Annotated in this window: 20 protein-coding genes; 11 read left to right on the top strand and 9 right to left on the bottom strand. The window is 70.5% G+C overall.

From position 1 onward, the window contains the following. Nucleotides 1-67 precede the first annotated feature (67 nt). Nucleotides 68-1,570, bottom strand: a complete 1,503-nt coding sequence (locus STSP_RS00575) for a CoA transferase (RefSeq protein ID WP_078066776.1) — start codon at nt 1,568-1,570, stop codon at nt 68-70. Between the two features lie 77 nt (nt 1,571-1,647). After that, nucleotides 1,648-3,198: a S8 family serine peptidase gene (locus tag STSP_RS00570; RefSeq protein ID WP_067270514.1), complete on the bottom strand. Its 1,551-nt coding sequence runs from the start codon at nt 3,196-3,198 to the stop codon at nt 1,648-1,650. A gap of 353 nt (nt 3,199-3,551) precedes the next feature. Here STSP_RS00570 and STSP_RS00565 point away from each other — a divergent pair, with 353 nt between their 5' ends. The 3 genes from STSP_RS00565 to moaA all read left to right on the top strand — a co-directional run bounded on the left by STSP_RS00565 (nt 3,552) and on the right by moaA (nt 6,780). Continuing rightward, nucleotides 3,552-3,920, top strand: coding sequence for a DUF485 domain-containing protein (locus STSP_RS00565; protein ID WP_067270512.1), 369 nt, complete (start codon nt 3,552-3,554; stop codon nt 3,918-3,920). Further along, nucleotides 3,917-5,545 carry a solute symporter family protein gene (locus STSP_RS00560; RefSeq protein WP_067270510.1) on the top strand — a complete coding sequence of 543 codons (1,629 nt, stop codon included), beginning with the start codon at nt 3,917-3,919 and terminating at the stop codon, nt 5,543-5,545. Before STSP_RS00565 ends, STSP_RS00560 begins: the two co-directional genes overlap by 4 nt. Nucleotides 5,546-5,790: 245 nt before the next feature. Further along, nucleotides 5,791-6,780, top strand: a complete 990-nt coding sequence (moaA, locus tag STSP_RS00555; RefSeq protein ID WP_067270508.1) for a GTP 3',8-cyclase MoaA — start codon at nt 5,791-5,793, stop codon at nt 6,778-6,780. Between the two features lie 15 nt (nt 6,781-6,795). Here moaA and STSP_RS00550 read toward each other — a convergent pair whose 3' ends face one another. Both STSP_RS00550 and STSP_RS00545 read right to left on the bottom strand, forming a co-directional pair. Continuing rightward, nucleotides 6,796-7,062 (bottom strand): hypothetical protein, encoded by a 267-nt coding sequence (locus tag STSP_RS00550; RefSeq protein ID WP_198547228.1) that lies wholly within the window; start codon nt 7,060-7,062, stop codon nt 6,796-6,798. A gap of 301 nt (nt 7,063-7,363) precedes the next feature. Further along, nucleotides 7,364-7,792 (bottom strand): DUF3099 domain-containing protein, encoded by a 429-nt coding sequence (locus tag STSP_RS00545; protein WP_078066780.1) that lies wholly within the window; start codon nt 7,790-7,792, stop codon nt 7,364-7,366. A 259-nt stretch (nt 7,793-8,051) separates the two neighbouring features. Between STSP_RS00545 and STSP_RS00540 the strand changes: the two genes are divergently transcribed. Then, nucleotides 8,052-8,324: a GlsB/YeaQ/YmgE family stress response membrane protein gene (locus STSP_RS00540; RefSeq protein ID WP_067270505.1), complete on the top strand. Its 273-nt coding sequence runs from the start codon at nt 8,052-8,054 to the stop codon at nt 8,322-8,324. Between the two features lie 111 nt (nt 8,325-8,435). Here the strand turns inward: STSP_RS00540 and tyrS are convergent, their stop codons facing one another. The 3 genes from tyrS to STSP_RS00525 form a co-directional block, all read right to left on the bottom strand. Continuing rightward, nucleotides 8,436-9,704: a tyrosine--tRNA ligase gene (tyrS, locus tag STSP_RS00535; protein WP_067270503.1), complete on the bottom strand. Its 1,269-nt coding sequence runs from the start codon at nt 9,702-9,704 to the stop codon at nt 8,436-8,438. 76 nt (nt 9,705-9,780) lie between these two features. Beyond that, nucleotides 9,781-11,190 (bottom strand): metallopeptidase TldD-related protein, encoded by a 1,410-nt coding sequence (locus STSP_RS00530; RefSeq protein WP_067270502.1) that lies wholly within the window; start codon nt 11,188-11,190, stop codon nt 9,781-9,783. Then, entirely contained in the window at nt 11,187-12,710 is a 1,524-nt protein-coding gene (locus STSP_RS00525) for a TldD/PmbA family protein (protein ID WP_067270500.1), read from the bottom strand. Before STSP_RS00525 ends, STSP_RS00530 begins: the two co-directional genes overlap by 4 nt. 337 nt (nt 12,711-13,047) lie before the next feature. On the opposite strand from STSP_RS00525, the gene fabG reads away from it, so the two are divergent. From fabG to STSP_RS00510, 3 genes are all read left to right on the top strand, one after another. Continuing rightward, nucleotides 13,048-13,767 carry a 3-oxoacyl-[acyl-carrier-protein] reductase gene (gene fabG, locus STSP_RS00520; protein WP_067270498.1) on the top strand — a complete coding sequence of 240 codons (720 nt, stop codon included), beginning with the start codon at nt 13,048-13,050 and terminating at the stop codon, nt 13,765-13,767. Nucleotides 13,768-13,772: 5 nt separating this feature from the next. Next, nucleotides 13,773-14,540 carry an enoyl-ACP reductase FabI gene (gene fabI, locus STSP_RS00515; protein WP_067270495.1) on the top strand — a complete coding sequence of 256 codons (768 nt, stop codon included), beginning with the start codon at nt 13,773-13,775 and terminating at the stop codon, nt 14,538-14,540. A gap of 416 nt (nt 14,541-14,956) precedes the next feature. Beyond that, nucleotides 14,957-15,277 carry a hypothetical protein gene (locus STSP_RS00510; protein ID WP_067270534.1) on the top strand — a complete coding sequence of 107 codons (321 nt, stop codon included), beginning with the start codon at nt 14,957-14,959 and terminating at the stop codon, nt 15,275-15,277. Here STSP_RS00510 and STSP_RS00505 read toward each other — a convergent pair. Continuing rightward, entirely contained in the window at nt 15,261-16,001 is a 741-nt protein-coding gene (locus STSP_RS00505; protein ID WP_232789470.1) for a FadR/GntR family transcriptional regulator, read from the bottom strand. The genes STSP_RS00510 and STSP_RS00505 overlap by 17 nt on opposite strands. Nucleotides 16,002-16,060: 59 nt before the next feature. Here STSP_RS00505 and STSP_RS00500 point away from each other — a divergent pair, with 59 nt between their 5' ends. From STSP_RS00500 to STSP_RS00490, 4 genes are all read left to right on the top strand, one after another. Then, complete coding sequence (locus tag STSP_RS00500) at nt 16,061-17,548, top strand: CynX/NimT family MFS transporter (RefSeq protein ID WP_078066775.1); 1,488 nt, start codon at nt 16,061-16,063, stop codon at nt 17,546-17,548. Nucleotides 17,549-17,634: 86 nt separating this feature from the next. Then, complete coding sequence (locus STSP_RS40680; RefSeq protein WP_107441149.1) at nt 17,635-17,751, top strand: SGM_5486 family transporter-associated protein; 117 nt, start codon at nt 17,635-17,637, stop codon at nt 17,749-17,751. Nucleotides 17,752-17,928: 177 nt separating this feature from the next. Continuing rightward, on the top strand, nt 17,929-18,192 hold the full coding sequence (locus tag STSP_RS00495; RefSeq protein ID WP_408646217.1) for a hypothetical protein: 264 nt from the start codon (nt 17,929-17,931) through the stop codon (nt 18,190-18,192). A gap of 259 nt (nt 18,193-18,451) precedes the next feature. Then, the gene (locus STSP_RS00490) at nt 18,452-18,973 is read left to right on the top strand and encodes a SixA phosphatase family protein (protein ID WP_067270491.1); all 522 of its coding nucleotides are present in this window, start codon (nt 18,452-18,454) and stop codon (nt 18,971-18,973) included. Between the two features lie 89 nt (nt 18,974-19,062). On the opposite strand, the gene serB is transcribed toward STSP_RS00490, so the two are convergent. Continuing rightward, nucleotides 19,063-20,268 carry a phosphoserine phosphatase SerB gene (gene serB, locus STSP_RS00485; RefSeq protein WP_067270488.1) on the bottom strand — a complete coding sequence of 402 codons (1,206 nt, stop codon included), beginning with the start codon at nt 20,266-20,268 and terminating at the stop codon, nt 19,063-19,065. Nucleotides 20,269-20,468 lie beyond the last annotated feature (200 nt).

Here is a 20,468-nt window from a genome sequence, read left to right as displayed (position 1 = left end):
TACGTCCGTCAGTCCGTACGGGAACGCCGTACGGGCGCCGTCCGCCCGGCGCTGAGCAGTCTTCGGTTCAGTGCCACGTGGGAGCGTCCTCGCCCCAACGGCCCGGCGGCTGCGCCCAGTTGTCCGGCCCGCCGCGGAAGGAGACCGGCGGCAGCGCATGCCGGAGCCGTCCCAGCGGGCTCTCCGCGACGCCGAGCCACGGCGCGGGGTTCTCCGGGTCGTACGCGGCAGCAGCCTCCGCGGCGGTCCGCTGCCCCGCGTCGTCGGCGAGCCCGTGCACCAGCCACTGCGCCGTCTGCGTGAGGGCCGGCCGGATGGACGTCGCGCCGCCTCCGTCCAGCTGCTCCGTGAGCGAGCGGAGCACCGCCGCGGCCAGCAGATAGCCGGTGCCGTGGTCCAGCGCCTGGGCGGGCAGCGCCCCCGGCCACTCCCCGGACCCCTCCACGGCCGCGATGCCGGTGGCGACCTGCACCAGGCTGTCGAAGCCCCGCCGTTCGCCCCAGGGCCCGTAGTCACCCCACGCCGAGACCTGCGCGACCACGATGCCCGGCCGCCGGGCCGCGAGCGCCTCCGGAGTGAGCCCGAGCCGGTCCAGCGCGCCGGGCCGGTAGCCGGTGACGACGACATCGGCCTCGGCGAGCAGATCCTCGAAGGCCCGGCGGTCGGCGCGCGCCGTCAGATCGAGCGTGGTGGAGCGCTTGCCGAAGCCGGTGTCGGCGTGCTGGTCCGGGAGTTCGGGCAGCTGCGGGGGGTCCACGCGCAGTACGTCGGCGCCGAGCAGGGCGAGCGTGCGGGTCCCGACCGGGCCCGCGATGACGCGCGTGAGGTCGAGGACGCGCAGCCCGGCGGCGGGCAGCAGCGGATCGCCGGAGAGGTCCGGCAGGCGCCGGTGCGCCGGCCGCCCATGAGAAGAGGCGTCCGGCTCCCCTATCGGCTCCCGGCGGATGAGCGGCTTCCCCGCCACCGCGCCGCCCTGCGGATGCGCGGCCCACTCCTCGGGCGTGCGCAGCGCGACGGCCAGGCCCCCGGCCGCATATACGGCCTCCTCGACCTCCGTCGAGCGCCGCTCCGCGAGGGCCGCGGCCACCCGCTCGACCGAGGCGTCCTCCTCAGCGAGACCCAGCGCTGAGATCAGCCGTGCGCGGTGGTGCGGATAGTTCGCATGGGTACGCACCCAGCCGTCCGCCGTACGCCAGAACCGGGACAGCGGCGCGAAGTTGACCGGCGCTCTGCCGTCCACGAGAAGATGCCGCTCGCTGACGAAGGCCGTGGCCACCGCGCCGTCGTCGACCCGCACCTCCGGGACGGGCCGCCTGGTGCGGCGCGCGGCGAGTTCGGCGGCGGCCAGCGCACACGCCCCCACACAGGCGCGGGCGAGCTCGATGACGGGAAGCCGCGCGGTCAGCGCCCCCTCGCGGACGACGGGCGAGACGCGGTCGAGCAGAGCGGGGTCCGCGCCGAGCGCGGCCCACGCAACCCGCGTACCGCCCAAGGCGTCCGGTCCGCCCGCCGCATCCGATCCATCCGATGCGTCTGACCCGTCCGGCCGGTCCCAAGATGAGTGCCTCATGCAGGCACTATGCCGCACACAGCGGCAAGGGCCGTCCCGGGACCCTCCCCGAACGGCCCTCGTCACCCTGCTACTTGCTACTTGACGGCCTTCAGGGCGTTGACGATCCCGAAGCCGTAGAAGCCGTTCACGCGGTCGCCACCCTCGCAGGTGGCGTCCACGGTGCCGTTGCCGTCCGGGTCGTACGGCTCGGTCGGGCAGCCCGGGTTGTCCGCCTGGGCCTTCAGCAGCCACTGGAGCTGCGCCGGGGTGGCCTTCGGGTGCGTGGACTTCAGCAGCGCGGCGACACCGGCGGCGTGCGGCGACGCCATCGAGGTGCCCTGCAGATACTCGTATCCGCCGCCCGGCATCGTCGAGAGGATCCGGCCGTTCCCCGACGGCGTGTCCGGGATCTGGTACTTGTCACCACCAGGCGCGGCGATGTCGACGACGCCCTTGCCGTACGTGGAGTAGTACGACTTGAGGTCCTTGACGCCCGTGGCGCTGACCGTGACCACGCCCGGCAGCTGCGTCGGCACGTCGAAGCACTCGCTCGGGTCGATGGTGCGGGTGACCGGGGTCGAGTCGTCGGGGCTCGAGTCGTCGACGATCGCGTCCGATGCGAGGTCGTGGTTGGAGTTGCCCGCGGACGCGATGTTGAGGGTGCCCTTCTTCTGGGCGTACAGCTGGGCCCGGTTGACCGCGTCGACGATGGCCCGCTGGTCGGGGTCGTCCATGCAGTTGTACAGCCACGGGTCCACGTAGTAGCTGTTGTTGGTGATCTCGACGCCGTGGTCGGCGGCGAACACGAACGCGCAGACCACGCTCTCCGGGAAGAACAGCTGGTTCTCGTCCGGCTGGGCCACCGTGATACCGGCGACCTTGACGCCGGGTGCGACCCCCGCGACGCCGATGCCGTTGCGGGCCGCGGCGATCTCGCCCGCCACATGCGTGCCGTGGTAGTGGTCGGCGTCCACCGGCCGCCAGGAGCCGTACGTGGTGTCGGGCTTGCCGCTCACGCAGTTCGCGGACTGCGAGGGCGAGAAGTTCGGGGCGAGGTCCGGGTGGGTGTCGTCGACGCCGGTGTCGATCACGGCGACGGTGACGTCCTTGCTGCCCGGGTTGATCTCGGCGGCCTTGTCGGCGCCGATCGCCCGCAGATCCCACTGCTCGGGCTCGAGCGGCTCCTCCCCGGCGGAGGCGGTGGCCGAGATCTTGGCGGCATCCGCGGCCGACAGAGCCTGCGCCGCACCTTCGTCCGTCGTCCCCGCCGCGGTCAGCGGCGACGTCCGCGTCGCCCCCGCCGACTGCACCCCGCGCACCGTGCGTATCTGCTTGCCGAAGTCCGGATTCGCCGAGTGGACGACGATGACGCCGATCTTCTCGTAGGCGATGACGATCGTGCCGCCGGCCTTGGCGATCGCCTTCTTCACCGACTCGATCGTCTTGTGGTCGGTCGAGGTGTTGACGACGTACGGATAGGTCGAGCTCTCCGCGGCCGCGGCGGTCGGGATGTCGGGTGTCGCGGCCGTCGCGAGGCCCGGCATCAGCCCGAGGGACGCCGTGAGCGCGATGCCGATCGGCACGGCGAGAGCAGCGGTCTTTCGGCGGCCTGGGCGTCCGGGGCGTCTGGGACGCAGATGAGCCATGGGGTCTCCACATCATCCGGAAACGTGAACTGCCCGAACACAGGTGGTGCTCGGGCAGGTACATGACGGTGGTTCAGGGTGAAGCTATCCCCCGTCGTCCCTGGCCAGCAACGACTTTCGAAAGAAATGAAGCCGGTTGAACCGCGCCGCGCGCGCCGCCGTGACGTTGGACAGGGGGTGTCAGCACCATCGAACCCCCGGCCGAATCACGTTCCGGACCACGGGTATGCATCCACACGCGTGCCCGTGATCCACATCACGTGACATCAGAGAAACAGCACATGTCCGATCAGAACACCACCAAATCCCCGACCACCCCGACCACCACCGCACCCGCATCGCGAGGAGACTCCGTGGCTACCGATGCACTGCCGCCTTCGAAGGACGGCCCGGCAACCAGTCCCGCAACACCCTCGGCGGAGGACTTCATCGAGGTGCAGGAGAGTGCGGAGTTCGGCGAACTGCGCCGCTCGTACCGCTCCTTCGCCTTCCCGCTCACCGTCGCGTTCATCGCCTGGTACCTGGTGTACGTGCTGCTGTCCAACTACGCCGGCGGCTTCATGGGCACCAAGCTCTTCGGCAACATCAACGTCGCCTTCGTGCTGGGCCTCGCCCAGTTCCTGACCACGTTCCTGATCGCCTGGTGGTACGCCCGCCACGCCGCGGCCAAGCTCGACCCGAAGGCCGAGGCCATCAAGTCCCGGATGGAGGGCGGCGCATGAGCCCCGCAGTCGCACAGGTCCAGCTCGCCGCCGGTGAGGCGAGCGAGCACCGGCCGCTGATCATCACCCTGTTCGGCCTCTTCGTCGTCGCGACCCTCTTCATCACCGTGTGGGCGGGACGGCAGACCAAGGACGCCTCCGACTTCTACGCCGGCGGCCGCCAGTTCACCGGCTTCCAGAACGGGCTCGCCGTCTCGGGCGACTACATGTCCGCCGCGTCCTTCCTCGGCATCGCCGGCGCCATCGCCCTCTTCGGCTACGACGGCTTCCTCTACTCCATCGGCTTCCTCGTCGCCTGGCTGGTGGCGCTGCTCCTGGTCGCCGAGCCGCTGCGCAACTCCGGCCGCTACACCATGGGCGACGTGCTCGCCTACCGCATGCGCCAGCGCCCGGTACGCACGGCCGCGGGCACCTCGACGATCGTCGTGTCGATCTTCTACCTGCTCGCCCAGATGGCAGGCGCCGGTGTGCTCGTCTCGCTGCTGCTCGGCATCACCAGCGACGCCGGCAAGGTCGCCATCGTCGCGCTGGTCGGCGTCCTGATGATCGTGTACGTCACCATCGGCGGCATGAAGGGCACCACATGGGTCCAGATGATCAAGGCCGTCCTCCTCATCGGCGGCACCCTGCTCATCACGTTCCTGGTGCTCCTCAAGTTCAACTTCAACGTCTCCGACCTGCTCGGCTCGGCCGCCGAGAACAGCGGCAAGGGCGCGGCCTTCCTGGAGCCCGGCCTCAAGTACGGCGCCACGGCCACCTCCAAGCTGGACTTCCTCTCGCTGGGCATCGCGCTGGTCCTGGGCACCGCGGGCCTGCCGCACATCCTGATCCGCTTCTACACGGTGCCGACCGCCAAGGCGGCCCGTAAGTCCGTGATCTGGGCGATCGGCATCATCGGCGGCTTCTACCTGATGACCATCGCGCTCGGCTTCGGCGCGGCGGCCCTGATCAAGCCGGACGAGATCATCGCCTCCAACAAGGCGGGCAACACGGCTGCCCCGCTCCTCGCCCTGCACCTCGGCGGCGTCGACTCGGCGTGGGGCGCGATCCTGCTGGCCACCATCTCGGCGGTCGCGTTCGCCACGATCCTCGCGGTCGTCGCGGGCCTGACGCTCGCCTCGTCCTCCTCGTTCGCGCACGACATCTACGCGAACGTCATCAGGAAGGGCAAGGCCACCGAGAAGGAGGAGGTCAACGCCGCCCGGTACGCGACGGTCGCCATCGGTGTCGTCTCCATCGGCCTGGGCGCGCTCGCCCGCGACCTGAACGTCGCCGGCCTGGTCGCCCTCGCCTTCGCGGTCGCCGCGTCCGCCAACCTGCCGACGATCCTCTACAGCCTCTTCTGGAAGCGGTTCACCACCCAGGGCGCCCTGTGGTCGATCTACGGCGGTCTGACCACGGCCGTCGTACTGGTGCTCTTCTCGCCGGTGGTCTCGGGCAAGCCCACGTCGATGTTCCCCGACGCCGACTTCCACTGGTTCCCGCTGGAGAACCCCGGCATCATCTCGATCCCGGTGGGCTTCCTGCTGGGCTGGCTCGGCACCGTCCTGTCCAAGGAGTCGGCCGACACCGCGAAGTACGCCGAGCTGGAGGTGCGGTCGCTGACGGGCACCGGGGCGCACTGATCCGGAGCCCCACCGAGCTGCCCGGTCAGCTCCACGCGGCCACCACCCCCGCGCCGACGGCCGCGTGGAGCCTGCGTACGGCCGCGTCGTGGATCCCCTGGTGGGTTCTACGACGCGGCCGTGCCATTTCTCGTTGTTTCCTGCCGTTTCTCATGGTTTGTCGTGGGATCAGGCTGGTGTCGATGTCGGTGGCGTCACGTAGGCTCGCAAGTGACTGAGTGATCCGGACCAGGGAGGGGGCCGCAGTGCTCATCGACACCTATGGCCGAGTGGCCACCGACCTCCGCGTCTCGCTGACCGACCGGTGCAATCTGCGCTGCGCCTACTGCATGCCCGAAGAGGGCCTGCAGTGGCTGTCGAAGTCCACCCTCCTCACCGACGACGAGATCGTCCGCCTCATCCGCATCGCCGTCACCCGGCTCGGCATCACAGAGGTCCGTTTCACCGGCGGCGAGCCCCTGCTGCGCCCCGGCCTCGTCGGCATCGTCGACCGCGTCGCCAGGCTGGAGCCGCGCCCCCAGATGTCCCTCACGACGAACGGCATCGGACTGGGGCGCACGGCGAAGGCCCTGAAGGAGGCGGGCCTCGACCGGGTCAACGTCTCGCTGGACACCCTCCGCCCGGACGTCTTCAAGACCCTCACCCGCCGCGACCGCCACCACGACGTGCTGGCGGGCCTGGAGGCCGCCCGCGCGGCCGGGCTCGATCCGGTCAAGGTCAACACGGTGCTGATGCCCGGGCTCAACGACGACGAGGCCCCGGAGCTCCTCGCCTGGGCCATCGAGAACGACTACGAGCTGCGCTTCATCGAGCAGATGCCGCTCGACGCCCAGCACGGCTGGAAGCGCGAGGGCATGATCACCGCGGGCGACATCCTGCAGTCGCTGCGTACGCGCTTCGAACTCACCCCCGAAGGCGCTGAGGAGCGCGGCTCGGCACCCGCCGAGCGCTGGATCGTCGACGGCGGCCCGCACCGCGTCGGCGTGATCGCCTCCGTCACCCGTCCGTTCTGTGCGGCCTGCGACCGCACCCGGCTCACCGCCGACGGCCAGGTCCGCACGTGCCTGTTCGCCACCGAGGAGACGGACCTGCGAGGAGCGCTCCGCTCGGACGCGTCCGACGAGGAGATCGCCCGCATATGGAAGCTGGCGATGTGGGGCAAGAAGGCGGGCTCGGGCCTCGACGACCCGTCGTTCCTGCAGCCGGAGCGACCGATGTCGGCCATCGGCGGCTGAGGGGCCCGACCGGCCTCAGCCGCCCTGTTCGCCCGGCTCCACCCACTCCTCGAGCTTCACCACGTCCTTCAGGAAGCCCCGTACGCCGAGGAACTTCGACAGGTGCTCCCGGTGCTCCTCGCACGCGAGCCAGGTCTTGCGGCGCTCCGGCGTATGGATCTTGGGGTTGTTCCAGGCGAGAACCCACACCGCGGCGGCGCGGCAGCCCTTGGCGGAGCAGATCGGGGACTCCGGGGACCCCGGCGAGGAGGTCAGCGGGAAGGAGAAGTCGGGGGCGGTCACGCCCTCGACCCTAACGCTCCCCAGCCACCGCCCGGCGGGGGCCCAGCTGACACGGCCATGGCATACGGAATGGCATACGGAAGCGGAGGGCCAGGAGAGGACGGGGGAGGGATCGGAACAAGGGAGAACAGGGGGAGAAAAGGCGACGCCGAGCAGCCACGGGGGGAGCTGCCCGGCGTCGGTCCGTCGCTCCGACGGGGGATGCGGAGCGCGTAGGAAGTATGTCACGGAGGAACCGGCCACCGGCACCGGAACGTCATGATTGATCTGAGCTTTTCTTGAGCTTTGCGGAATCCCGGTGTCAGCTCTGATCCCGCGCCTCGTCACCGGACCGGCCGCGCGGGTCACCGGCGACACCGGTCGCGGCCTCGCCGGCGGTGTCGGCGACATCGGCGACGTCCTCCGGGCCGGATTCCGCGGCGCTGTCCCGCTGCGGCGGCCCGATCATCGGCCGGGGTGGCGTGAGGATGACCGACGACGGAAGCGACGGGGCGTTCTCCCGTCCGGCATTGGCGATCACCACGGCGATGTAGGGAAGGATGGCGCCGAGCACAAGAGCCACGATGGCGACGTGCCGCTCCACATTCCACAGCACTGCGGCGAGGATGACCGAGAGGGTGCGGACCGACATCGAGATGACGTAGCGGCGCTGGCGCGCCTTCACATCGGCCGCGAGACCCTGCCTGGCCGCCGTGATCCGGAAGACCTGGCCCCCGCTCTGCTTCCGCATCGTGTTCCACCACCCGAGTGCCGTGTCGGACTCTCCCCCGGCCCGGACCTGACCGATCCGGCCGGAGCCCGGTCCGAACACACCCCACGGTACGCCGCGGCTGCGCCGGGTACGACACCGGGCCCCCGTCCCACCTGGGCGGACCTGCTGCGCCGTCCGTCGTATGGCGCCGCCGACATGCGCCGTATGACCGACGGTCCGAGACTGGAGAGTGGTGGCAAGCTCGCGTCAAGCCGCACTACCGCACTAGGAGGCAGTCATGGGCTGGTTGTGGGCGATCATCGTGGGATTTGTACTCGGCTTGCTGGCCAAGGCGATCCTCCCCGGCAAGCAGCACAGCCCGCTGTGGCTGACCACCGTCTTCGGCATCATCGGCGCCGTCATCGGCAACGCGCTGGCGGCGTCCTTCGGCATCGCCGAGACCAGGGGCATCGACTGGGGCCGGCACGCGCTGCAACTCGTCGCGGCGCTGGTCATCGTGGGGCTCGGCGACATGCTGTACGTATCGCTCCGCGGGAGGCGAAAAGCGTGACGTACCGGCTGCCGAGCACCGGCTGCCCGAGCCGGTACGCCGAAGGGGGCGGCTCCGCACCATGGCGGAACCGCCCCCTTCGGCGCACTCGGCCGAGAGATACCCGGCTGGTCAGCCTGCCGTGACCTCGACGGCCGCCAGGTTCTTCTTGCCCCGGCGCAGCACCAGCCAGCGGCCGTGCAGCAGGTCCTCGGCCGCCACCACGGCGTCCTCGGCGACGACCTTGACGTTGTTCACGTAGGCCCCGCCCTCCTTGACCGTGCGGCGGGCGGCGGACTTGCTGGCCACGAGGCCGACCTCGGCGAAGAGGTCGACGACCGGGCCGAGCCCGTCGACCTTGATGTGCGGCACCTCCGAGAGGGCCGCGGTCAGCGTCTTCTCGTCGAGCTCCGCGAGCTCGCCCTGGCCGAAGAGGGCCTTGGACGCCCCGATGACCGCCGCCGTCTGGTCGGCGCCGTGCACCAGCGTCGTCAGCTCCTCGGCCAGCGCACGCTGGGCGGTGCGGGCCTGCGGACGCTCCTCGGTGATCTTCTCCAGCTCCTCCAGCTCCTCGCGGGACTTGAAGGACAGGATCCGCATGTACGTCGAGATGTCCCGGTCATCCGTGTTCAGCCAGAACTGGTAGAACGCGTACGGCGTCGTCATCTCGGCGTCGAGCCAGACGGCTCCACCCTCGGTCTTGCCGAACTTGGTGCCGTCCGCCTTGGTCATCAGCGGCGTCGCCAGTGCGTGCACATTGGCGTGCGGCTCCAGCTTGTGGATCAGGTCCAGCCCGGCCGTGAGGTTGCCCCACTGGTCGCTGCCGCCCTGCTGGAGGGTGCAGCCGTACCTCCGGTACAGCTCCAGGAAGTCCATGCCCTGCAGCAGCTGGTAGCTGAACTCGGTGTAGCTGATGCCCTCCTCGGACTCCAGGCGGCGGGCGACCGAGTCCTTCGTCAGCATCTTGTTGACGCGGAAGTGCTTGCCGATGTCCCGCAGGAACTCGATGGCCGACATTCCGGCCGTCCAGTCCAGGTTGTTCACCATCACCGCGGCGTTCTCGCCCTCGAAGGACAGGAACGGCTCGATCTGCGCGCGCAGCCGGTTGACCCAGTGGGCGACCGTCTCGGGATCGTTCAGCGTGCGCTCGGCCGTCGGGCGCGGGTCGCCGATCTGGCCGGTCGCCCCACCCACCAGGGCCAGCGGGCGCAGGCCCGCCAGCTGGAGGCGGCGCATGGTGAGGACCTGCACCAGGTGGCCGATGTGCAGGCTGGCCGCCGTCGGGTCGAAGCCGCAATAGAACGTGACGGGACCGTCCGCGAGCGCCTTGCGCAAAGCGTCCTCGTCAGTGGACAGGGCGATCAGCCCGCGCCACTTCAGCTCGTCGACGATGTCCGTCACGGTTGCTTGTCTCCTTGAACGGTGTGTACGCGATCCGTTTGAACGGAGCGGTTGGCTCCCCGCAAGTCTAAGAGGGTCACACCCCCTGACTGACCGAGCTCATGTTGAAGTCGGGCACCCGCAGGGCAGGCATCGCAGCTCGAGTGAACCAATCACTCCATTCGCGCGGCAATGTCTTTTCCGTACGGCCGGCCTCCACCGCCCGGCCCAGCAGATCGACGGGCGACTCGTTGAACCGGAAATTGTTCACCTGGGCGGTGACCTCACCGTTCTCGACGAGGTACACGCCGTCCCGGGTGAGCCCGGTGAGCAGGAGCGTGGCCGGGTCGACCTCGCGGATGTACCACAGACAGGTCAACAGCAACCCCCGTTCGGTCGAGGCGACCATCTCGTCCAGCGAGCGGTCGTCGCCGCCGTCCAGGATGAGGTTGCCGATCGCCGGGGCCAACGGCAGACCGGTCAGACCGGCGCTGTGCCGCGTGGTGATCAGGTGCGCCAGCGTGCCCTCGCGGATCCAGTCGGTCGCGGACAGCGGCAGCCCGTTGTCGAAGGCGGAGGCGTCGTCGCCGGAGGAGTGGGCGAGGACGAAGGGGGAAGACTCGAGCCCCGGCTCCTTCGGGTCGCTGCGCAGGGTGAGCGGCAGCTCGGACAGCTTCTCGCCGAGCCGCGTGCCGCCGCCCGGCTTGCTGAAGACCGTCCGCCCCTCGGCGGCGTCCCGCCCCGACGACGACCACATCTGGTAGATCAGCAGGTCGGCCACGGCGGTCGGCGGCAGCAGCGTCTCGTAGCGGCGGGCGGGCAGGTCGACACGCCGTTCGGCCCAGCCGAGCCGCGTGGCGAGTTCCTCGTCCATGGCGCCCGGATCGACGTCCTTGAAGTCGCGCGTGGAGTGGCCCGCCCACGCCGAGCGGATCCGGTCCGGCGACTTGGCGTTCAGCTCCAGCGTCCCGTTCGGCTGGTCGTGCCGCAGCCGCACCCCCGTCGACGTACCGAGATAGCTGGAGACGAGCTCGTGGTTGGCGAACCCGTACAGCTCACGGCCGCCCGCGCGGGCCCGGGCGAAGGCCTCGCCGAGCGCCGGGGCGAAGTCCGCGAAGACCGCCGACGACGTCTCGGCGGGCGCGTCTGTGAAGTCCGGCGACGCCGGGACGCCCTCGACGAGCGGCTGCGCGTCCTCGGCGGGGCCCGCCCCCTGGGCGGCGGCCTCGGCCGCCCGCACCAGCGGCTCCAGCTCGTCCGCCGTGACGGCCGAGCGCGAGACGACGCCCGACGCCGTGCCCTCCTTGCCGTCGACGGTCGCGATGACGGTGAGGGTACGGCCGCGGGTGACGCCGTTCGTCGTCAGCGCGTTGCCCGCCCAGCGCAGGTTCGCCGTCGAGTGCTCGTCGGCGATCACGATGCAGCCGTCGGCCCGGGACAGCTCGAGGGCGCGCTCGACGACCTCGTGCGGCTTGTTCGTACGAGACGTACGCGTCGTCGTGCTCATCGCCCGGCCTCCTGCGTGGTGTTAAGGATGTTCACGCCCTTGAAGAGGGCCGACGGGCAGCCGTGCGAGACGGCCGCGACCTGGCCCGGCTGGGCCTTGCCGCAGTTGAAGGCGCCGCCCAGGACGTACGTCTGAGGGCCGCCGACCGCCGCCATGGAGCCCCAGAAATCGGTGGTCGTCGCCTGGTACGCGACATCCCGGACCTGCCCGGCGAGCCGCCCGTTCTCGATCTTGAAGAACCGCTGCCCGGTGAACTGGAAGTTGTAGCGCTGCATGTCGATCGACCAGGACCGGTCGCCGACGACGTAGATCCCGCGGTCGACCCCGCCGATCAGATCCTCCGTCGACAGCCCTCCCGGATCCGGCTGCAGCGACACGTTCGCCATGCGCTGCACGGGCACGTGGCCGGGGGAGTCGGCGTACGCGCAGCCGTTCGACCGCTCGAAGCCGGTGAGCTGCGCGATCCGCCGGTCCAGCTGGTAGCCGACCAGCGTGCCGTCCTTCACCAGGTCCCAGGACTGCGCGGCCACGCCCTCGTCGTCGTACCCGATGGTCGCAAGGCCGTGCTCGGCGGTCCGGTCACCCGTCACGTTCATGATCTCGGAGCCGTACTTCAGCTTCCCGAGCTGGTCGAAGGTCGCGAAGGAGGTCCCGGCGTACGCCGCCTCGTAGCCGAGCGCCCGGTCCAGCTCGGTGGCGTGCCCGATGGACTCGTGGATGGTCAGCCATAGATTGGACGGGTCGACGACCAGGTCGTACAGGCCCGCTTCGACGCTCGGGGCGCGCATCTTCTCGGCGAGCAGGTCCGGGATCTGCGCGAGCTCGCCGTCCCAGTCCCAGCCGGTGCCCGTCAGATACTCCCAGCCGCGCCCGACCGGCGGCGCCAGCGTGCGCATCGAGTCGAACTCGCCGCTCGACTCATCGACCGCGACAGCCGTGAGCTGCGGATGCAGCCGCACGCGCTGCTGCGTCGTGACGGTCCCCGCCGTGTCCGCATAGAACTTGTTCTCGTGCACGGTGAGCAGCGAGGCGTCGACGTGCGCGACGGCGTCGGATGCGAGGAGCTGCTCGCTCCATGCGGACAGCAGCCCGGTCTTCTCCTCGTCCGGCACGGTGAAGGGATCGATCTCGTACGCGGAGACCCAGGTCTTCTCGCTGTGCACGGGCTCGTCGGCCAGCTCCACCCTCTCGTCGGACCCGGCGGCCTTGATCACCTCGGCCGACAGCTTCGCCATCGCCACGGCCTGGCTCGCCACCTTCGCCGCGGCGTCCATCGTCAGATCAACGCCCGACGCGAACCCCCAGGTGCCGCCGTGCACCACCCGGACCGCGTAGCCCAGATCCGTGGTGTCCGCCGACCCCGACGGCTTCGCGTCACGCAGGCGCCATGACGCGCTGCGCACCCGCTCGAAGCGGAAGTCCGCGTGCTCCGCCCCCAGCGCCCGCGCCCGGGCGAGCGCCGCGTCGGCGAGAGCCCTCAGCGGCAGCTCGAGGAACGACTGGTCAATGTCATGGGCCACGGGTGGCCTTCCTTCCCTCGTACCCTCCGTTTGCCAGTCCGAAGTGAAACACGACACGCGGTCGGCAGGGCCGGACTTTTCCGGGTCCCGACCCTCGGCCCTCGGCTTGGCTCCCGGCCCGCTGCCGCCCGCTCCTCGCGACGGACCGCGGCCGGGCGTTTCCCCGGGGCGCTTCCCCCGGGCGTTTCCGTGCGGCGCTTCCGGGGAGACGCGACGGTGATTCTGTAGGGACCCGACAGTGTGTACCCCGAGCCACTGTGGGTGGCCGATTCTCCGCGGGCGGGTTCAAACCGATAGGTTTCCGAGGTACCAGACCCGCTATCGAAAGGGTGATCCGTTGAGCCGCTCGGTTCTCGTCACCGGAGGAAACCGGGGCATCGGCCTCGCCATCGCCCGCGCCTTCGCGGAAGCAGGCGACAAGGTCGCGATCACGTACCGCTCGGGTGAGCCGCCGGCCGCCCTGACGGAACTGGGCTGCCTGGCAGTCAGGTGCGACATCACCGACAGCGAGCAGGTGGAGCAGGCCTACAAGGAGATCGAGGCCCAGCACGGCAACGTCGAGGTGCTCGTCGCCAACGCCGGCGTCACCAAGGACCAGCTTCTGATGCGCATGTCCGAGGACGACTTCACCTCGGTCCTCGACACCAACCTCACCGGCACCTTCCGCGTCGTGAAGCGTGCCAACCGCGGCATGCTGCGCGCCAAGAAGGGCCGCGTCGTGCTGATCTCCTCCGTCGTGGGCCTGCTCGGCTCGGCCGGTCAGGCCAACTACGCGGCGTCCAAGGCGGGCCTGGTCGGCTTCGCGCGTTCCCTCGCCCGTGAGCTCGGGTCGCGCAACATCACCTTCAACGTCGTCGCCCCCGGTTTTGTCGACACCGACATGACCAAGGCGCTCTCCGACGAGCAGCGCGAAGGCATCCTGTCGCAGGTGCCGCTCGCCCGGTACGCGCAGCCCGAGGAGATCGCCGCCGCGGTGAGGTTCCTCGCCTCGGACGACGCCTCGTACATCACTGGAGCCGTCATTCCGGTTGACGGCGGACTGGGAATGGGTCACTGATCACCATGAGCGGAATTCTCGAGGGCAAGCGCGTCCTGATCACCGGTGTGCTGATGGAGTCCTCCATCGCGTTCCACACCGCCAAGCTGGCCCAGGAGCAGGGCGCCGAGATCATCCTGACCGCGTTCCCGCGGCCCACGCTGACCGAGCGCATCGCCAAGAAGCTCCCCAAGCCCACCAAGGTCATCGAGCTCGACGTCACCAACGACGAGCACCTGGGCCGCCTCGCCGACATCGTGGGCGAGGAGCTCGGCGGCCTCGACGGCGTCGTGCACTCCATCGGCTTCGCCCCGCAGGACGCGCTCGGCGGCAACTTCCTCAACACGCCGTTCGAGTCGGTCTCGACGGCCATGCACGTCTCGGCGTTCTCGCTGAAGTCGCTGACCATGGCCTGCCTGCCGCTGATGCAGAACGGCGGCTCGGTCGTCGGCCTCACCTTCGACGCGCAGTACGCCTGGCCGCAGTACGACTGGATGGGCCCGGCCAAGGCGGCGCTCGAGGCCACCAGCCGCTACATGGCGCGTGACCTGGGCAAGCAGAACATCCGCTGCAACCTGATCTCGGCGGGCCCGATCGGTTCGATGGCCGCCAAGTCCATCCCCGGCTTCGGCGAGCTGGCCTCCGTGTGGGACACCCGTGCCCCCCTGGAGTGGGACCTCACCGACCCCGAGCCGGCCGGCCGCGGCGTCGTGGCCCTGCTCTCGGACTGGTTCCCGAAGACCACCGGCGAGATCATCCACGTCGACGGCGGTCTGCACGCGATCGGCGCCTGAGCGGTCCGCTCCGGCGCGCGTACGGCAACGGCAAGGGCCACTGTCGCGGGTGCGGTCACGCCCACGGTCGTGCGTTCACAAGTTCACGAAGAGGCGGCGCCCCGTCTCCCGCACCACGCGGGGGACGGGGCGTCGCCCGTTCGGCCCACCCGACGGGCGGCCGGGGCGCGAAATCGCGCACTCTGGAGTACGAGAAGTCGAGAAGTCCGAGTTCTCCGGAGGTTCCCCAGGGTTCCCCAAAGAGGCATTCCCCCTTGTGGTGCAGCCGCGGCGGCCTCACAGACTGCCGCAGTACGGCCGAGGAGGAGGTACCCCTTGTGCGCGTGTTCCACCGCCGGTCCGGGCACCGGCTCCGCTGGAGCGGCTACGCCGCGCTCCCTGGGGCGGTCCTCGCCGCGCTCGCCCTCGTCGCCGTCCTGCCGTCCCTTGTCTCCTCGAACGCCTCGGAAGAGTCCACGCACGAGCACGCGCGCGTGGACGGCGACAAGGGCGACCAAGCCCTGCCGGAGGCCTTCGGAGCGGAATGCCGCACCAGCATCGACGGCTCCCATGTGACGGTCTACTGCCACAACCCGTATCCGGAGACGGACCGGGTTCGGCTGCACATCGAGTGCGACCGCTGGTGGGACCTCGACAGTGACGGCGCCCCCGTCGCAGCCGAGCCGGCCATGACGGTCCGGCTCACCGGGCGGTGCTGGAAGGAGGTCCGCTCGGTGTGGGTCAGCCACGAGCGGTGACGGGGCCCTCCTGCCCGCCGGGCTTTTCTTCGCCGTCGCGCTTGCCGTCGCCGAGACGACCGGGGCGGCACAGGAACGGATAACCGGCGGCCTCGGAGGCGGCCGCGTCCGCGTCGCCCGTGCGGATCGCGTCCACGAGCCGCGCGTGGTCCATGTGGTTCTCGGGCGTCAGCTTCTCGCCGACGTCCTCGCGCAGCCAGGCGCGCAGCACCTCGCCGAGATCCGCGTACATCGCCGTCATCACGTCGTTGTGGGACGCGGCCACCACGGCCATGTGGAACGTCGCGTCGGCCGTCACGAAGGCCTCCGCGTCGCCGGACTCCCACGCCTCTTCACGGCGCAGCAGCAGCGCGTCGAGCTGCTTGAGGTCCCGCTCGGTGCGCCGCTCGGCGGCCAGCCGGGCCGCGCTGGACTCCAGCGTGGACCGGAGCTCGGCGATATGCCGCGGGTCGGCGTCCGCGAACCGGCGGTGCATGACGCCCGCCAGCTCGCTGGTCGCCACCACATAGGTGCCGGACCCCTGACGGATGTCGAGGAGCCCGTTGTGCGCGAGTGCGCGTACCGCCTCGCGGATGGTGTTGCGAGCGACCCCGAGCTGCTCGACGAGCTCCGGCTCGGTCGGGATGCGGGAGCCGACGGGCCACTCACCCGAGGTGATCTGGTTCCGCAGCGCGGCGATGACCTGCTCCGACAGCGCCGATCGGCGCGCGTGACTCAACGGCATGACGGTCCTTCGGGCGGAATCGGCTCCAAGGGATGGACAGCCAATCATCCCATGATTCTATGATGGTCGGCATGGCTAGCGAGGAATCTCCGACGATGGCGTCGACCCCGTCGGCAACGACGTGTACGGACACAGTGGGTGGGTCCGTGACCCACTCTGATGCCTCGGTGGATGCGGCTGATGCAGCTGACATGGCTGCCGCTGACACTGTTGATGCGCCCGGGCGGCCTTCCACGCGCGCGTGGACGACGCGTCTTGTGATCCTCGGCCTCGTGCTGTCCGCCCTCAACCTCCGCCCGGCCATAACGAGCCTCGGCGCCCTGCTCGAAGAGGTACGCGACGGCCTCGGCATGAGCGGCAGCGTCGCCGGCGTGCTCACCTCCGTGCCGCCGCTCTGCTTCGCCGTCTTCGGCGTCATGGCCCCGCGCCTCGCCCGCCGCTTCGGGCCGGTCGCCGTGGTCTGTGCCGGCATGGCCGCGATCGCGGCGGGCCTCGCCGTCCGGCCGTACGCCGGCGGCACGGCGGGTTTCCTCGTGGCGAGCGCACTCGCCCTGATGGGCATCGCCGTCAGCAACGTCCTGATGCCCGTGATCGTCAAACGCTGGTTCCCGGACCGCGTCGGCTCGATGACCGGCCTCTACTCGATGGCGCTCGCCCTCGGCACCTCTGCCGCGGCCGCCGCCACTGTGCCGATGGTCGGCGCATTGGGCGGGCACTGGCAGTCCGGGCTCGCGGTCTGGGCCCTCCTTGCCGGGGCCGCCGTACTGCCGTGGCTGCCGCTGGTGGGCGGCCGGGGGACGGGGCGAACCGCAGTCCGCGATCCGTCCGGACCCGGCGATCCGTCCGGACCACGTGCCGCAACCGACAGGGCCGCCGCCCCTTCCGGGGCCGGAGGCGCGTACGGCGTCGGTGCCCCGAACCGGGCCGAGAATGGGCCCGGGCTCGGTGGGCCCCGCATCACCCGGAGCCGTACCGCCTGGGCACTCGCCGTCTTCTTCGGGCTCCAGGCCACCGCCGCGTACATCACGATGGGCTGGATGGCGCAGATCTTCCGCGACGCCGGGGTGCCGGCGGGCACCGCGGGGCTGCTGCTCGCCGCGACCATGGCCATCGGCATACCCCTCGCCATCGTCATCCCGCGGGTGGCCACCCGGCTGCCCCACCAGGGGCCCATCGTGGTCGCCATCGGACTCTGCGGCCTCGCCGGATACGCCGGCCTCTACCTCGCGCCTGCCGCGGGCGCCTGGGCCTGGGCGCTCCTGCTCGGGGTCTCCAACTGCGCCTTCCCGCTCGCCCTCACCCTGGTCGGCATGCGGTCGAGAACCGCAGCGGGCGTCGCCAGGCTCTCGGCCTTCGCGCAGAGCACGGGCTACCTGATCTCCATTCCGGGCCCGCTGCTGGTGGGCGTGCTCTACCAGCACAGCGGAGGCTGGGGCCTGCCCCTCGCGCTCATGGCGGCATTGATGGTCCCGCAGATCGCCATGGGCGTCCTGGCGGGCCGCGACCGGACGGTCGAGGACGAATGCGGGGCGCGCGAGGCGACCTGAGCCCGGTGGGCCAGGCCTGCTCATCCCGGCATGCCCCGGCTCACCCCGGCGGCGGCCCTCCGTACCGCGGGTGCGACACTTGCCGCATGCCTGTGCTCGACCCGAATCCCCAGAACGGTCAGAAGAAGCTGCTCCTCGTGTTCGGCGCGATGCTGGCCATCACCGTGATCATCGGCATCATCGCGTCGATCGCCTCTCCGTGACCCGCTGATCCGTGACCGCCTCTCCGTGACCCGCTGATCCGTCCGGGGCGCGACCCGTGCGCCGTCCTCGCCGTCCTCGGTGGGGTTGTCCCCACCACCCCCTAGGGGGTTGGTGTCAGGGTCAAGTGGGTGGATCACCGGATGGGCTGAAGGGCGCGTACTCCGTAGCTTCGAGATGTGAACGCGACGACGCTGCGAGGACTTCTCGAGGACCACGGAGACGGCATGCCGGCCCCTGCGCACACCCAGCCTCACCCGGCACGCACGGGCGGCGCCGCGCCACGGCTCCCCTGGTGGGCCGTCCTGCTTCCGGCCCTCGCCTTCGCGGCCCTGCTGATGCTGGTACTCAACCCGGCTGACGCCCAGGCGGCGAGCGGCGACCCTTCGCTCACCAACGTTGTCGAGCGCATGCAGCAGGCGGTCCTCAGGCAGGTCCACTGAGGCGCCGCGCCGTATCAGTCCGTCCAGGCATACGCCCGTATCCGTCCAGGCGCCCGTGCCGCACCAGGCCAGGGCGTCCGTGCCGCACAGGCCAGGCGTCCGCGCGGCACCAGCCCGCAGGATTCGGTCCGGCACCGACCCCTTCGGCGTCCGCGCCCCACCAGCCCTTGGGCCACCTGCGCGCAGGGCGTCAACCACGCCGGGGAGACCGCGTCAACTCCCTGCGCTCCATGGCCTGTTTCATGCGAAGCTGGGACCCATGAGCGTCGCAGAACCCCGCAGGATTGTCCTTTTCCGACATGCGAAGGCCGACTGGCCACAGGTGTCCGACCATGAGCGGCCGCTCGCCGAGCGGGGCCGCAAGGACGCCCCCGTAGCCGGCCGCAAACTGGCCGACACCGGCATCTCCTTCGACCTCGCTCTCTGCTCGACCGCGGCCCGGACCCGCGAGACCTGGAAGCTCGCCGTGCACGAGCTCCCGCACCGGCCCAAGACGGTCTACGAGGAGCGGGTCTACGAGGCCTCGCCGGGCGAGCTCATCGCCGTGCTCAACGAGATCCCCGAGGACGTGCAGAACGTCATCCTGATCGGACACAACCCCGGTGTGCAGGGGCTCACCGAGATCCTCGCCGGTCAGTCCGAGGGCGACGCCCACCAGCGCATGAGCCGCCGCGGCTTCCCGACCTCGGCGTTCGCGGTGCTCACGTTCCAGGGCCCGTGGAAGTCCGTCGAGCCCGGCGTGGGCACGCTCATCGACTACTGGGCGCCGGGCGGGGCGTAACCCCTTCTCACGCCCCATCCCTCCGACGGCGAACGGGGCCGGCACCACAGCGGTGCCGGCCCCGTTCGCCGCTCCCCGTATCGCTTGCGTCAGTCGTCGTGCATGTCCGCGGCCTCGACCTCTTCGCGCGTGATGCCCAGCAGATACAGCACCGTGTCGAGGAACGGCACGTTCACGGCGGTGTGCGCGGCCTTGCGTACGACCGGCTTGGCGTTGAAGGCGACACCGAGTCCGGCGGCGTTCAGCATGTCGAGGTCGTTGGCGCCGTCGCCGATCGCCACGGTCTGGGCGAGCGGCACCCCGGCCTCCGCCGCGAACCGGCGCAGCAGCCGGGCCTTGCCCGCCCGGTCCACTATCTCGCCGGTGACCCGGCCCGTGAGCTTCCCGTCGACTATCTCCAACGTGTTGGCCTGGGCGAAGTCGAGGCCGAGACGTTCCTTCAGATCGTCCGTGACCTGCGTGAACCCGCCGGACACCACACCGACTTGGTAGCCGAGCCGCTTGAGCGTACGGATCAGGGTGCGGGCGCCGGGCGTGAGCCGGACCTCGCTGCGGACCTTGTCCACGACCGACGCGTCGAGCCCTTCCAGGAGCGCCACGCGCGCGTGCAGTGACTGCTCGAAGTCGAGCTCACCGCGCATCGCGGCCGCCGTGACCTCGGCGACCTTGTCCTCGCAGCCCGCATGGGCGGCGAACAGCTCGATCACCTCGTCCTGGATCAGGGTCGAGTCGACGTCCATGACGACGAGCCGCTGCGCCCGGCGGTGCAGCCCCGCCGCCACCACCGCGACATCGACGCCGAGCGCCGCGGCCTCGGTCACGAGCGCCGTGCGCAGCGGCTCGGTCTCGACCCCGGAGACCATCAACTCGACGGCCGTCACGGGGTACTTCGCCAGCCGGAAGATACGGTCGATGTTGCCGCCCGTCGCGGTGATCCGCGCGGCGATCGCCGCCGTCGACTCGGCGGTGAGCGGATGCCCCAGCACGGTCACATGCGAGCGCCCGAGCCCGCGCGGACGGTTGTCACCGATGCCGGAGATGATCTCGGCCTGCAGTTTCAGGGATTCCGCCCAGCTGTGGACGGTGGCCCGCAGGGAGCCCTCGAGGGCGGCCGACGGCTTGGTCACGAGCGCGCACAGGACGATGCGGCCACGGGTGACGACCTGCTCGATGTCGACGACGTCGACCGAGTAGGCGGCGAGGGTGTCGAAGAGGCCGGCCGTGATCCCTGGCCGGTCCTTACCGAAGATCTTCACCAGAAGAGTCGGGATGTCAGAGGTCTGCGAAGCGCTCATGGTGTCACCACCGTATCCGGCACCCCGTGCCTTCCGCCCCTGTGGTCCGCGTACCGGACAGGGGACTGGAACACGGGCCCGCATCGGGGTGCCCACCAGGTGAACACGCGGCACTCAGCGCCCGCGCCCGCCGGGCGCCCCCGGTGGCGGCGGACCTTCCTCGGGAGGCGGCGGAGGTGGGGGAGGCGGTGGCCACCCCC

It is taken from the genome of Streptomyces jeddahensis (genome assembly GCF_001642995.1).
Classification (GTDB): domain Bacteria; phylum Actinomycetota; class Actinomycetes; order Streptomycetales; family Streptomycetaceae; genus Streptomyces; species Streptomyces jeddahensis.
The sequence above is the reverse complement of the archived record's forward strand: the minus strand, read 5'-3'. Positions and strand labels throughout refer to the sequence as shown.

Coding starts and splice junctions, on each gene's coding strand:
- STSP_RS00530 (WP_067270502.1), bottom strand. CDS start 11,190: ATGAGCACGACGACGCGTACGTCTCGTACGAACAAGCCGCACGAGGTC.
- STSP_RS00560 (WP_067270510.1), top strand. CDS start 3,917: ATGAGCCCCGCAGTCGCACAGGTCCAGCTCGCCGCCGGTGAGGCGAGC.
- STSP_RS00505 (WP_232789470.1), bottom strand. CDS start 16,001: ATGCCGTTGAGTCACGCGCGCCGATCGGCGCTGTCGGAGCAGGTCATC.
- STSP_RS00540 (WP_067270505.1), top strand. CDS start 8,052: ATGGGCTGGTTGTGGGCGATCATCGTGGGATTTGTACTCGGCTTGCTG.
- STSP_RS00490 (WP_067270491.1), top strand. CDS start 18,452: ATGAGCGTCGCAGAACCCCGCAGGATTGTCCTTTTCCGACATGCGAAG.
- STSP_RS00545 (WP_078066780.1), bottom strand. CDS start 7,792: ATGCGGAAGCAGAGCGGGGGCCAGGTCTTCCGGATCACGGCGGCCAGG.
- STSP_RS00500 (WP_078066775.1), top strand. CDS start 16,061: ATGATGGTCGGCATGGCTAGCGAGGAATCTCCGACGATGGCGTCGACC.
- serB (WP_067270488.1), bottom strand. CDS start 20,268: ATGAGCGCTTCGCAGACCTCTGACATCCCGACTCTTCTGGTGAAGATC.
- fabI (WP_067270495.1), top strand. CDS start 13,773: ATGAGCGGAATTCTCGAGGGCAAGCGCGTCCTGATCACCGGTGTGCTG.
- STSP_RS40680 (WP_107441149.1), top strand. CDS start 17,635: ATGCCTGTGCTCGACCCGAATCCCCAGAACGGTCAGAAGAAGCTGCTC.
- STSP_RS00570 (WP_067270514.1), bottom strand. CDS start 3,198: ATGGCTCATCTGCGTCCCAGACGCCCCGGACGCCCAGGCCGCCGAAAG.
- STSP_RS00575 (WP_078066776.1), bottom strand. CDS start 1,570: ATGAGGCACTCATCTTGGGACCGGCCGGACGGGTCAGACGCATCGGAT.